Genomic DNA, 13,124 nt, shown 5'->3' with positions numbered 1-13,124 from the left:
CCCGGCACGGCCCTCATCCCGCCGAGTACCGAAAGGGCAGCTGAAACGTGCGTTCGACCTACAAGACCATCGGGCTCTGGGTCATCCTGATCGTCCTCTTCGTCGCCTTCTACAATTTCTTCTCGCAAGGCAACGACCAGGTGCAGGAACCGACCTTCACCCAGCTTCTGACGAAGGTGGAGGAGAAGAAGGTCCGGGCCGTCTCCGTCAAGGGCAACACCTACTCCGGAACGTTCAACGATTCGAACGACAAGTTCCGGACCACGGGCCCGCCGCCGGACGTGGCCGTGCTCAACCAGCTCCGCGCCGCGGGCGTGGACGTGAAGTACGAGCGCGAGGAGCAGAACAGCCTCTGGCTGACCATCCTCGGGCAGTGGATGCCCGTGGTCTTCCTGTTCCTGTTCTTCATCTTCTTCATGCGCCAGCTCCAGGGCGGCAGCGGGAAGGCGATGACGTTCGGGAAGTCGAAGGCGAAGCTCCTCAGCGAGAGCCACAACAAGGTCACGTTCGCGGACGTGGCGGGGGTGGACGAGTGCAAGGAGGAGCTGGAGGAGATCGTCGCCTTCCTCAAGGACCCCAAGAAGTTCACCAAGCTGGGCGGCCGCATTCCCAAGGGCGTCCTGATGATGGGGCCTCCGGGCACGGGCAAGACGCTGCTCGCCCGCGCGGTGGCCGGTGAAGCGGGCGTCCCGTTCTTCTCCATCTCCGGCTCGGACTTCGTGGAGATGTTCGTGGGCGTGGGCGCCAGCCGCGTGCGCGACCTGTTCGAGCAGGGCAAGAAGAACGCCCCCTGCATCATCTTCATCGACGAGATCGACGCCGTGGGCCGCCACCGTGGCGCGGGCCTGGGCGGCGGTCACGACGAGCGCGAGCAGACGCTCAACCAGCTGCTGGTGGAGATGGACGGCTTCGAGTCCAACGACGGTGTCATCCTCATCGCCGCCACCAACCGTCCGGACGTGTTGGACCCGGCGCTCCAGCGCCCGGGCCGCTTCGACCGCCGCATCATCGTTCCCCGTCCCGACCTCAAGGGCCGCCTGGGCGTGCTGAAGGTGCACACCCGCCGCGTGCCGCTGGCGCCGGAAGTGGAGCTGGAGGTCATCGCCCGCGGAACGCCCGGCATGACGGGCGCGGACCTGGAGAACCTGGTCAACGAGTCGGCCCTGATGGCCGCGCGCCAGAACAAGGAGCGCGTGGACCTGACGGACTTCGAGCAGGCGAAGGACAAGGTCTTCATGGGCCCGGAGCGCCGGTCCATGATCATGACCGACAAGGAGAAGCGGAACACGGCCGTCCACGAGGCCGGCCACGCGCTGCTCGCCAAGCTGCTGCCGGGCTGCGACCCGCTGCACAAGGTCACCATCATCCCGCGCGGTCAGGCCCTGGGCGTCACCTGGTCCCTGCCCACCGAGGACAAGGTGAACGGCTACCGCAAGCAGATCCTCGATCAGATCACCATGGCGATGGGTGGCCGCATCGCCGAGGAGATCATGTTCAACGAGATGAGCAGCGGCGCGGCGAACGACATCGAGCGGGCGACGGAGACGGCGCGCGCCATGGTGTGCCGCTGGGGCATGAGCGAGAAGATGGGCCCGCTGGCGTTCGGCAAGAGCGACGGTGAGGTGTTCCTGGGCCGCGACTTCAACTCGTCCAAGGACTACTCCGAGGACACCGCCCGGCAGATCGACGCGGAGGTCCGCAGCATCGTCGTGGGCTGCTACACGCACGGCAGGCAGCTGCTCACGGACAAGATGGACGTGCTGCAGCGCGTGTCCGACGCCCTGGTGGAGTACGAGACGCTCGACGCCGAGGACGTGAACATCATCCTGCAGGGCGGTCAGCTCACCCGTGAGCGTCCGCCCCCGCGCGTCAGCTCCTCGCCGAAGCCGACGGAGAAGAAGGACAAGCGGAAGATCCTCGACGCGCTCGAGGGCCTGCCCAACATGGAGCCGAAGAAGGCGTAACACGCCTCCCAGGCACCGCCTGAAGTGACGAAGGCCCTTCCCGCGACTTGCCGGGGAGGGCCTTTTCCTTTGGCGCCTCCGCCGTCCTTCCGTGGGCCGGGAGAAGCGGCGACACTGGGCGCCGCGTCCTTCCCGCGCTCCCAGGGGCTCCCACCGTGCTGCGTGCCCGCCTCATCTCGCGTGACCGTCCCGACGACCTGTCGCTGGCCCTGCGTCGTCTGAACCTGCCCGCGCGCGCCTGCCAGCACCTGTCGCGCGAGCTGGGCCACGCGCAGGTGCTGGTGACCGGCGGCCGGCCCTCCTACGAGGACGAGCTGGTGCCCGAATACGGCACCCACGAGCGTGAGCAGTTCCCGACCTGGGTGTCGGGCCAGTCGCACGGGCGCGTCGGGGATTCGCTCCTGTCCGGCAGCCGCAAGCAGTTCGAGCGGCTCATCACCCTCGCGCGCAAGTCGCCCCGCACCGACGCGCTGGCCCGCGTCCTGGAGTCCGTGCTGAACATCCAGCCGCCCCGCCTGCTGGAGCTGGGCGGGCGCCCGTTCGAGTGGGGCACGCGCACGTACGTCATGGGCGTGGTGAACGTGACGCCGGACAGCTTCTCCGACGGTGGCCGCTACCTGGACGCGGACGCGGCGGTGGATCACGGGGTCGCGTTGGCGGAGGCCGGCGCGGACCTGCTCGACGTGGGCGGGGAGTCCACGCGACCGGGCGCGCTCCCGGTGCCCGCGGACGAGGAGCTGGAGCGCGTGCTCAATGTCGTGGAGGGGCTGCGCGCGCGCACGTCGGTGCCCATCTCGGTGGACACCATGAAGGCGTCGGTGGCGGCCGAAGCGCTCAAGGCCGGTGCCCACCTCATCAACGACGTCACCGGCTTCCACTTCGACGCGGCGCTGCCCCGCGTGGTGGCCGCCGCGGGCGCCGCGTGTTGTCTGATGCACACCCAGGGGATGCCCCGGACGATGCAGCAGACGCCCCACTACGGGGACGTGGTGGGCGAGGTGATGGACTACCTGGAGGAGGGGATGGCCCTCGCCATGGACGCCGGCATCCCGCGCGAGCGCATCCTCCTGGACCCGGGCATCGGGTTCGGCAAGACGCTGGAGCACAACCTCTTCCTGCTGCGCCGGCTGGAGGAGCTGCGCGGGCTGGGACAGCCGCTGCTCGTCGGCACCAGCCGCAAGTCCTTCCTCGGGAAGCTGGCGGGGGGCAGGGGCCCCACCGAGCGGCTGGCGGCCACGCTGGGCTCGGTGGCGGCGATGGCGGTGATGGGCGGCGCGGACGTGGTGCGGGTGCACGACGTCACGGAGGTGCGAGACGCGCTGGCGGTGGCGGATGCCATCCGACGGGCCCGGGGTGGTGGTGACCTGTACGGCGGCTGACCTGTGCAAGCCCGGATGTCACAAAGCCTCCATGCGCGCACGCCTGGGTGCTTGCCTGGGTGGCGCCTCGTCCCTAGGTTCGAGCCCACGTGCCGGACGGGGTATAAGGCCCCGGACGTGAGAGTGGCCGGTGGCACATCCGGCAATGGGAAAGGTGGAGCGGCGCACATGGCGTACAGGATGGACATGCCCCCCAAGGAAGCGCAGAAGTCGGAGCGGCTGTTCGGTACAGACGGCGTTCGAGGCGTCGCCAACGTCTATCCGATGACGGCCGAGGTCGCGATGAAGCTGGGGCGCGCGCTCGCGTACCTCATCCGCAGCGGCCCGCACCGTCACCGCGTCATCGTGGGCAAGGACACGCGACTGTCCGGCTACATGCTGGAGCAGGCGCTGTCCGCGGGCCTCATCTCCATGGGCGTCGACGTGGAGCAGGTGGGCCCGCTGCCCACGCCCGGCATCTCCAACCTCACCACGTCCATGCGCGCGGACGCGGGCGCCGTGATTTCGGCGTCCCACAACCCGTACCAGGACAACGGCATCAAGTTCTTCTGGCGCGACGGCTTCAAGCTGCCGGACGAGACGGAGGCCAAGATTGAAGAGCTGGTCTCCAGCGGCGAGATCGACAACATCCGTCCCACGGCCACGAAGATTGGGCGCGCCATCCGCATGGACGACGCGCGGGGCCGCTACATCGTCTACCTGAAGGCCACCTTCCCCCGCGAGCTGACGCTGGAGGGGATGACCATCGTGGTGGATTGCGCCAACGGCGCGGCCTACAAGACGGCGCCCGCCGTGCTGGAGGAGCTGGGCGCGAAGGTCATCGCGCTGGGCGTGTCGCCGGACGGCAAGAACATCAACCACAAGTGCGGCGCGCTCCACCCGGAGGGCCTGGCCAAGGCGGTGGTGAAGCACGGCGCGCACCTGGGCGTGGCGCTGGACGGCGACGCGGACCGCCTCATCGTCGTGGACGAGAAGGGCAACGTCGTGGATGGCGATGCCATCATGGCCATCTGCACGGGTGAGCTCGTCGCGCGCAAGGAGCTGAAGAAGAAGACGCTCGTCGCCACGGTGATGAGCAACATCGGCCTGGAGCGCGCGGTGGCGCAGTGGGGCGTGAAGGTGGCGCGCACCCGCGTGGGCGACCGTCACGTCGTCGACGAGATGCGCCGCAATGGCTACAGCCTGGGCGGCGAGCAGAGCGGCCACCTCATCTTCCTGAACCACACCACCACCGGCGACGGCACCCTCGCGGCGCTGCAGCTGCTGGCGGTGATGTGCCGCCACGGCAAGCCCCTGAGCGAGCTGGCCTCCATCTTCCAGCCCGTGCCGCAGACGCTGCTCAACGTGGTGGTGAAGCACAAGCGCGAGCTGGGCGAGCTGCCCACCGTGATGAAGGCCATCAAGAACGTGGAGCAGAAGCTGGGCAACGCCGGCCGCGTGCTGGTGCGCTTCTCCGGCACGGAGCCCAAGGCCCGCGTCCTGATTGAGGGCGAGGACGCCGTGCGCAACGAGGCGTACGCCCGGGAGATCGTCGAGGCGCTCTCCAAGGCCCTCAACGGGTAGCAAGCCGTGCCTTCCGTCCTGCTCCCGTAGCAGGACGGTTGACTTCCGGACGCCGGCCACGAATAGAGGGGCCGGCGCGTGCCCGGGCCCCGGACAATCCCGCACCGCGCGCCAGGTAGAGGAGCGGGTCGATGGGACAGCGACTGGGTGTCAACGTGGATCACGTGGCGACGCTGCGGCAGGCGCGGCGCACCGTGTATCCGGATCCCGTGACGGCGGCGGCGCTCGCGGAGCTGGCGGGCGCGCGGCAGATCACCATCCACCTGCGCGAGGACCGGCGCCACATCCAGGACCGGGACCTGCGCATCCTCCGCGACACGGTGCAGACGCTCCTCAATCTGGAGATGGCCGCCACCGCGGAGATGGTGAAGATCGCCTACGAGTACAAGCCGGACGTGGTGACCCTGGTGCCCGAGCGGCGCGAGGAGCTCACCACCGAGGGCGGCCTGGAGGTCGCGGGCCAGCGCGAATCCATCGCGAAGATCATCAAGAACCTCAAGGACGGGGAGATCGCCGTCTCGTTGTTCATCGATCCGGACCTGGACCAGGTGCGCGCGTCGCACAAGGTGAACGCGGACCGGGTGGAGCTGCACACGGGGCGCTACTGCGAGGCGCGCAACGACAAGGAGCGCGCGCGGGAGCTGGCGCGCATCGTGGACGCGGCGAAGGCGAGCGCCAAGCTGGGCATGGGCGTCGCGGCGGGCCACGGGCTCAACTACGACAACGTGCAGGCCATCGCGCGCATCCAGGAGATCGACGAGCTCAACATCGGGCACGCCATCGTCGGGCGCGCGGTGCTCGTGGGCTTCGAGCGCGCGGTGCGGGAGATGTTGGACCTGATGCGCGACGCGGGGTAGCCGGCATGCCCATCGTCGGCCTGGGGTTGGACCTCTGCTCCATCGAGCGCATCCAGCGCATCCTCGACGGCCCGCGCCGGGACGCCTTCCTCGCGCGTGTGTACACCGACGGCGAGCGCGCCTACTGCGCTCCCCGCGCCGACGCGGCCAGTGCCTTCGCGGCGAGGTTCGCGGCGAAGGAGGCGCTGGTGAAGGCGCTGGGTGTGCCGCCCGGGGTCCGCTGGCGGGACATGGAGGTGGTGCGCGACGGGGGCCCGCCGCGCTTCGTGCTCTCCGGCGTGGCCCTTGAGGTGATGGAAGCGCGGGGGTGGGACGCGATGCTCGCGCTCACGCATGATGCGGGCGTGGCCGCGGCCACGGTGGTGCTCCAGACGAAGTAGGGAGGGTTGAAGCCATGCAGCGCGTGCTCACCGCCGTCCAGATGCGTGAAGCCGAAGCGGCCGCCCAGGAACGTCACGGCATGCCCTCCGGCCTGTTGATGGAGAACGCAGGCCGCGCGCTCGCGGAGGCCGCCCGCAGCGTCGCGGCCCCGGGGGCGCGCTTCACGGTGCTGTGCGGGCCGGGCAACAACGGCGGGGACGGGCTCGTCGCCGCGCGCTTCCTGTTGGAAGGCGGCGCGCGCGTGGTGGTGTCGCTGGTGGGGGACACCGCGAAAACCACTCCGGAGGCGAAGCGCAACCTGACGGCGCTGGAGGGCTTCGGTGAGTCGCCCCGCGCCTTTGAAGTGCTGCCGGAGCCGGGCCCGGGCGACGTGGTGGTGGACGCCCTCTTCGGCACCGGCCTGCGCCGCGCGCCGGAGGGGGCCTTCGCGGATGCCATTGGCACCATGGCGCGGTGGCGGCGCGCGGGGGCGAAGGTGGTGGCGGCGGACGTGCCGTCGGGGTTGCAGAGCGACACCGCGGAGCCCTTCACGCCGTGCGTGGAGGCGGACGTCACGGTGGCCTTCGGGTTCCTGAAGCCCGCGCACGAGCTGGAGCCCGGCGCGTCGCTGTGCGGGGACGTGCGGCGCGTGGACATCGCCCTGGGCGGTGAGGCCTCGCGGGTGGTGTCCGGGCCGGAGCTGTTCCGGGTGGAGGAGAAGGACGCGCGCGAAGCGCTGCCGGTGCGCCGCGCGGATTCGCACAAGGGCACCTACGGCCACGTGCTGGTGGTGGCGGGCAGCCCGGGCAAGACGGGCGCGGCGGCGATGGTGGCCCTGGCGGCGCTGCGCAGCGGCGCGGGGCTCGTCACGGTGGCCACGCGCGCGGAGGCGCTGCCGGCGGTGATGGCGCACGCGCCGGAGATCATGGGCCTTGCGCTGCCCGGTGACGGGCCGCTGGGGAAGGGCGACCTGGAGGCGCTCAAGGCCGCGCTGGAGGGCAAGGATGCGCTGGTGATGGGTCCGGGCATCCCCCGGGGACCGGAGACGGGCGCGCTCATCGGCGACCTGCTCGCGGCGGTGGACGTGCCCGCGGTGCTGGACGCGGACGCGCTCAACGCGGTGGCGGAGGACCTGTCCGTGCTCCGGCGGGCGAAGGGCCCCGTGGTGCTCACGCCCCACCCGGGCGAGATGGCGCGGCTGACGGGGAAGCCCACGAAGGAGGTGCAGCTGCACCGCGTGGGCATGGCCCGGCAGCTCGCCGCAGCGCTCCATGTCACGGTGGTGCTGAAGGGCTCGCGCACGCTCATCGCGGAGGCCGGGGGGCGCGTGTTCATCAACCCCACGGGCAACCCGGGCATGGCCACCGGGGGCACGGGCGACGTGCTGTCGGGCGTGTGCGGCGCGCTGCTGGCGCAGGCCCTCCCGCTGCCTCAGGCCGCGTGGACGGCCGTGTATGCGCACGGGCTCGCGGGCGACCTGGCGGCGGAGCGGCGGGGCCTGATGGGCCTCATCGCCACGGACCTGCTCAAGGGCCTGGGTTCAGTCTGGGTGCGGTGGGGACGATGAGCGAGCCCACGCGCACGCGGCGGCTCGTGTCACCGTCCCCGGAGGAGACGCACCGGCTGGGCGTGAAGCTGGGGCAACTGCTGGAGCCCGGGGACTTCGTGGGGCTCGTGGGCGACCTGGGCGCGGGCAAGACGCACCTGGTGCGCGGCGTGGCGGAAGGGGCGGGCGTGGCGAGCTCGGAGGTCGCGAGCCCCACCTTCGCCATCGTGTACCCGTACGACGGCCGCATCCCGCTGTACCACGCGGACCTGTACCGCCTGGCCGACTACGAAGAGCTCTACGCCACCGGCTTCATGGACCTGCCAGGCGAAGGGCGCGCGATGCTGGTGGAGTGGTTGGACCGCATCCCCCAGGCCGCGCCGCGCGACTTCCTGCGCGTCACGCTGCGCCATGAAGGGGAGGACGCGCGGAGCCTCGAGGTGGAGGCCTTCGGCGCGCGCTCCGCGGCATTGCTCGACGCCTGGCTCGGCTGAAAAAGCGGCGCGTCCGCCGTCAGGTCACGCTGCCGTGCTGGAGCGTCGGCGGGTGCTTGTTCAGCACGCCGTCCGCCAGCGTCTGCACCTTCCAGCGGTGGAAGACGAGCCGCGAGTCCACGCCCACCACGTCCTCCTCGTCCACGGCCACCCAGTGGGGCCCACCACACAGCGATTCGCTGGCGATGAGGAACTGCTGGAGCGGCACGCCCGTATGCGGCGCGCGCAGTGCTTCGGGGCAGCCGCCCAGGCCGGAGGAGATGAAGAGCGTGCGGTTGCGGCGCGTGGCCACCATCGCTTCGCCGTCCGTGACGAGGAAGTTCATCGCGGAGCGCTCCTTGGGCTCGCGGCTTCCCGGCACGTCCGTCATCGCGGACACGAGCGTCATCGTCTCCGAGAGCGCCTGCGCCATCGCCTCCACGGGCACCTGTCCGTCCAGCGGGCCCCGCTCCGCGAGCCGCGTCAGGAACAGGTAGAAGCAACGCTCGCTGTCCGTCGTGCCCTTGATGTTGACGCGCAGCTCCGGGTGGATGAGCGCTTCCACGGAGGCCTTGTGCTGCGCGAACTCGCGCAGCGTGCCGTTGTGCACGAAGGACCAGCGGCCGTGGTGGAACGGGTGGGAGTTGCGGATCTCCACCGCGCCCACGCTCGCCTGCCGGATGTGCGCGACGACGGTGCGCGCGGCGACCTGGCTCGACACGCGCTCGAAGTCGGGGTCGCAGTGCGCGGGCCCCACGCCGTGCGCGACGAGCGGCGAGGTCTCCGGACCGTACGAGGCGATGCCCCAACCGTCCTTGTGCTCACGCGACTGGATGAGGAGGGAATTCCTCTCCGTCACCAAGGCAGTGTGGACGGCAGCGGGAACCGCGGATCTGAATCCAAATAATCGGCACATGGTGGCAGCTGCTCTCTACAACGGCCGGCCCACGAGGGAAGTTCCACTTGCCCCCTCGGACGATGCCGGTTGTTCAGCGGCCCGCACTCAGGGACAGCAATCCATCCGCGCGCGAAACACCACCTGCCCACCCTTCACCACCACTCGCGCGTGGCTGATACCCAGATGATAAGGCAGATGCCGGTAGCTGCGACAGCCGAACACCACCAGGTCGCCTGTATCACCCACGGCCAGTCGCCCCTGCCGTTGCAACCCCAAGCATTGCGCCGCCCCTCGCGTGGCAGCCCAATAGGCTTCAGCGGCCGTCAGGCCGTTCTCCAGGCAGGCGAGCCCCAGCACCAGCGCCAGGTTTTCCGTCATGGAAGAACCGGGGTTCACGTTGGAGCCCAAAGCAATGTTGACGCCCGCGTCGCGCAGCTTCCGGCCGGGCGCGTAGGGGCGCATGCGCAGGAAGAGGGTGGAGGTGGGCACGAGCACGGCGGTGACGTTCGCGGCGGCGAGCGCGCGGATGCCCTCGTCCGTCACCTGCTCCAGGTGGTCCGCGCTGGAGGCGCCCACCTCGGCGGCGAGCGCGGAGGCTCCACACGCGGTGAGCTGATCCGCGTGCAGGCGCGGCGTCAGGCCCAGCGCCTTCGCGGCGAGGAGCAGGCGGCGTGACTCGTCCACGGTGAAGGCGCTGTCCTCGGTGAAGACGTCGCAGAAGCGCGCCAGCCCCTCCCGCGCCACGGCGGGCAGGATTTCGTTGATGCACAGGTCCAGGTACTCGCCGCGCCGGCCCTGGTACTCCGGGGGCACCGCGTGCGCGCACAGCAGCGTGGGCACCAGCTCCAGCGGTGACAGCGCGCCCAGCCGGCGCACCGCGCGCAGCATCTTGAGCTCGTGCTCCAGCGACAGGCCGTAGCCGCTCTTCACCTCCGCCGTCGTCACGCCCTGCGCGAGCAGCCGCTCCATGCGGGGCAGGGCGAGCCGGGCCAGCTCCTCCTCGCTCGCCGCGCGCGTGGCGCTCACCGTGTTGACGATGCCGCCTCCCGCCTTGGCGATCTCCAGGTACGTGGCGCCCTGGTTGCGCAGGTCGAACTCGGTGGAGCGCTCGCCCGCGAAGATCAGGTGCGTGTGCGGATCCACGAAGCCCGGGCCCACGAAGCCGCCCTCGGCGTCGATGATCTCCGTCGCGTCCGTGAGCGCACCGGGAGGCAGGTCCGCTTCACGGCCGACGAAGGCTACGCGGCCCTTGCGCACGCCCACGCAGGCCCCAACGCGCGGGGTGAGGGCCACCTCGGCGGGCTCGCGGTGCGTGCCCTCCACGGTGAGCACCTCGGAGGTGTTGCGCACCCACAGGTCGAAAGGTTCGTTCAAGGCATCCATGGCTCAACGTCCTCCGCGCACGCCGGCGACCGGCACGTTCCAGCTCGCGCCGCCCGTGTGCGCGCGGCCGTAACCGCCGGACAGCTCCAGCTTCGACTTGCCTTCACCCAGGGAGATCTGCGCCGCGACGACGGCGCCGTAATACACGGCCGTCTCCTGCGAACCCGGGTTCACCAGGGACTGGTGCACGCCGAGGAACGGAACAATCCCCAGCGACATCCCGGCCTCCGGCTGCACGGTGAAGGCACAGGTGCCCTCCACGCCGAACAGGCTGCTCGTGCTGTCCGTATCCCCCAGGCCGAAGTCCGACGCGCCCCGCACCGCGATGGCCGGCGCCAGCCCCAGCTGCTGCGAGCCGACGTAGTACGACAGGCCGGTGTAGAGGCCGTAGCCCGGCACCGGCACGAGGAAGAACTCGCCCTGCAATCCGGCATGCAGGGACAGCCGCTCCGCCAGCGGCACCGTCAGCGCGGCGTCGTAGGAGATGCCCCACTGTTCGCTGCGCAGCGGCTTCGCGTCGCCCTGGAAGGGGTCCTGCTCTCCGCGGTCCGAGAGCTGCGGGGCGCTGAGGCGCGGGCCGGTGCGGAAGCCGACCTGGTAGAAGCGCTCGTCGGGGAGGCCCGGGCCCATGCGCATCACCATGGGCCCGGCGGTGGTGGGCGTGCAGCCCGCGAGCACACCCAACATCCCTGTCATCACGACCGCGCGGACCCGGCTTCGCATCCGGCGCACTCTAGGCGGTGATGCCCGGGATGCGCACGCCCCGCTCCTTCGCGACGTCGGTGGCCTCCGTGTAGCCGGCGTCCGCGTGGCGCAGCACGCCCATGGCCGGGTCGGACGTGAGCACGCGCTCGATGCGGCGCGCGGCCTCCGGCGTGCCGTCCGCGACGATGACCTGGCCCGCGTGCAGCGAGTAGCCCATGCCCACGCCGCCGCCGTGGTGGAACGACACCCACGAGGCGCCGTTCACCGCGTTCACCAGCGCGTTCAGGATGGGCCAGTCCGCCACCGCGTCGGAGCCGTCCTTCATGGCCTCCGTCTCGCGGTTGGGCGACGCCACGCTGCCGCAGTCCAGGTGGTCGCGGCCAATCACGATGGGCGCCTTCACCTCGCCCTTGCGGACCAGCTCGTTGAAGGCGAGCCCCGCCTTGGCGCGCTCGCCGTAGCCCAGCCAGCAGATGCGCGCGGGCAGACCCTGGAACGCCACGCGCTCCTGCGCCATGTCCAGCCAGCGGTTGAGCGTCGCCTTGTGCGGGAACAGCTCGCGCACCGCGCGGTCCGTGCGGCGGATGTCCTCCGGGTCTCCCGACAGCGCCACCCAGCGGAAGGGGCCCATGCCCTCGCAGAAGAGCGGGCGGATGTACGCGGGCACGAAGCCGGGGAACTCGAAGGCGTTCTGCATGCCGCCCACCTTCGCCTGGCCGCGCAGGTTGTTGCCGTAGTCGAACACGTGGCTGCCGGCGGCCTGGAAGTCGTTCATCGCCTGCACGTGCATGATCATCGACTCGCGCGCGCGCCGCACGTAGCCCTCGGGGTCGCGCTTGCGCAGCTCCGCCGCGGCCTCCAGCGACAGGTCCGTGGGGATGTAGCCGTTGAGCGGATCATGCGCGCTCGTCTGGTCCGTCACGAGGTCCGGCTTGATGCCGCGCTTGTACAGCTCCCGGAACACCGACGCCGCGTTGCCGATGATGGCGATGCTGCGGCCCACGCGCTTGGCTTGCGCGTCCTTGGCCATGGCCAGGGCCTCGTCGATGTCCTTCGCCACCACGTCCAGGTAGCGTGTCTCCACGCGGCGCTGGGCGCGGTGCGGGTCGATCTCCACGCCCAGGAACACGGCGTTGTTCATCGTGGCGGCCAGGGGCTGCGCGCCGCCCATGCCGCCCAGACCGCCGGAGAGGATGAGCCGGCCGGCCAGGTCCTCGTTGCCGAAGTGGAAGCGGCCCGCGGCGGCGAAGGTCTCGTAGGTGCCCTGCAGGATGCCCTGCGTGCCGATGTAGATCCACGAGCCGGCCGTCATCTGGCCGTACATCATCAGGCCCTTCTTCTCCAGCTCGTGGAAGTGCTCCCAGTTGGCCCAGTGGCCCACGAGGTTGGAGTTGGCGATGAGGACTCGCGGCGCGTCCGGGTGCGTGCGAAGGATGCCCACGGGCTTGCCGGACTGGACGAGCAGCGTCTCGTCGTCGGTGAGGCTCTGGAGGCTGGAGACGATGCGGTCGAACGAGGGCCAGTCCCGGGCGGCCTTGCCGGTGCCGCCATAGACGACCAGGTCCCCAGGCTGCTCGGCCACCTCCGGATCGAGGTTGTTCATCAGCATCCGGAGCGCGGCCTCCTGCACCCAGCCCTTGCAGGAGAGCGTGGTGCCGCGAGAGGCGCGGATGATGCGGGACATGCGGAAGACTCCTGGAAAAGAGGGCGCGAGGAAGGGCGCCCGGGCGGGGGCACCCTAACCGAACCCTCCGGGTCGCGGGGACATGCCGTGCAGGCCATGCCCCCTTGCTCCAAGGCGCCAGGGACCGGATAGACGCTTTGCGTCAGCAGGCCTGTGTCTGGAGAGAGGCTGGGGCAGTCCTGGCCTGTCGGGAAGGCAGGAGCGCGGTAGAGTCCCGCGCGCTCGAAGCGGTGGGAGATGGCCATGGCATCACGACAGGTGAAGGGTGGGGACGGGACGGCGGGGGACCTGACGGTGCCAGCGGCGCAACCG

The 13,124-nt window shown here is 70.6% G+C and carries 11 protein-coding genes; 7 read left to right on the top strand and 4 right to left on the bottom strand.

Going from position 1 to position 13,124, the window contains the following annotated elements; genetic code table 11:
* Positions 1-47 precede the first annotated feature (47 nt).
* From ftsH to tsaE, 7 genes are all read left to right on the top strand, one after another.
* Complete coding sequence (gene ftsH, locus D7X12_RS11970) at positions 48-1,964, top strand: ATP-dependent zinc metalloprotease FtsH (RefSeq protein ID WP_120625404.1); 1,917 nt, start codon at positions 48-50, stop codon at positions 1,962-1,964.
* A gap of 155 nt (positions 1,965-2,119) precedes the next feature.
* The gene (gene folP / locus D7X12_RS11965; protein ID WP_120625403.1) at positions 2,120-3,343 is read left to right on the top strand and encodes a dihydropteroate synthase; all 1,224 of its coding nucleotides are present in this window, start codon (positions 2,120-2,122) and stop codon (positions 3,341-3,343) included.
* Positions 3,344-3,511: 168 nt separating this feature from the next.
* A complete protein-coding gene (gene glmM, locus D7X12_RS11960) occupies positions 3,512-4,906 on the top strand; it encodes a phosphoglucosamine mutase (RefSeq protein ID WP_120625402.1) in 1,395 nt (464 codons plus the stop codon).
* Between the two features lie 131 nt (positions 4,907-5,037).
* Positions 5,038-5,763 carry a pyridoxine 5'-phosphate synthase gene (locus D7X12_RS11955; protein ID WP_120625401.1) on the top strand — a complete coding sequence of 242 codons (726 nt, stop codon included), beginning with the start codon at positions 5,038-5,040 and terminating at the stop codon, positions 5,761-5,763.
* A 5-nt stretch (positions 5,764-5,768) separates the two neighbouring features.
* Complete coding sequence (locus D7X12_RS11950) at positions 5,769-6,143, top strand: holo-ACP synthase (protein WP_120625400.1); 375 nt, start codon at positions 5,769-5,771, stop codon at positions 6,141-6,143.
* Between the two features lie 14 nt (positions 6,144-6,157).
* A complete protein-coding gene (locus D7X12_RS11945) occupies positions 6,158-7,690 on the top strand; it encodes an NAD(P)H-hydrate dehydratase (protein WP_120625399.1) in 1,533 nt (510 codons plus the stop codon).
* Entirely contained in the window at positions 7,687-8,163 is a 477-nt protein-coding gene (tsaE, locus tag D7X12_RS11940) for a tRNA (adenosine(37)-N6)-threonylcarbamoyltransferase complex ATPase subunit type 1 TsaE (protein WP_120625398.1), read from the top strand. The genes D7X12_RS11945 and tsaE overlap by 4 nt, the downstream gene beginning before the upstream one ends.
* 19 nt (positions 8,164-8,182) lie before the next feature.
* Here tsaE and D7X12_RS11935 read toward each other — a convergent pair whose 3' ends face one another.
* The 4 genes from D7X12_RS11935 to hutU form a co-directional block, all read right to left on the bottom strand.
* Positions 8,183-9,058, bottom strand: coding sequence for a class II glutamine amidotransferase (locus tag D7X12_RS11935; RefSeq protein WP_120625397.1), 876 nt, complete (start codon positions 9,056-9,058; stop codon positions 8,183-8,185).
* A gap of 87 nt (positions 9,059-9,145) precedes the next feature.
* Positions 9,146-10,423, bottom strand: a complete 1,278-nt coding sequence (gene hutI, locus D7X12_RS11930; protein ID WP_120625396.1) for an imidazolonepropionase — start codon at positions 10,421-10,423, stop codon at positions 9,146-9,148.
* 3 nt (positions 10,424-10,426) lie between these two features.
* On the bottom strand, positions 10,427-11,146 hold the full coding sequence (locus D7X12_RS11925; RefSeq protein WP_120625395.1) for a hypothetical protein: 720 nt from the start codon (positions 11,144-11,146) through the stop codon (positions 10,427-10,429).
* 10 nt (positions 11,147-11,156) lie between these two features.
* Complete coding sequence (gene hutU / locus D7X12_RS11920) at positions 11,157-12,812, bottom strand: urocanate hydratase (protein ID WP_120625394.1); 1,656 nt, start codon at positions 12,810-12,812, stop codon at positions 11,157-11,159.
* Positions 12,813-13,124: the final 312 nt, after the last annotated feature.

It is taken from the genome of Corallococcus sicarius (genome assembly GCF_003611735.1).
GTDB lineage: Bacteria > Myxococcota > Myxococcia > Myxococcales > Myxococcaceae > Corallococcus > Corallococcus sicarius.
This window is presented reverse-complemented; position numbering and strand designations above follow the sequence as displayed.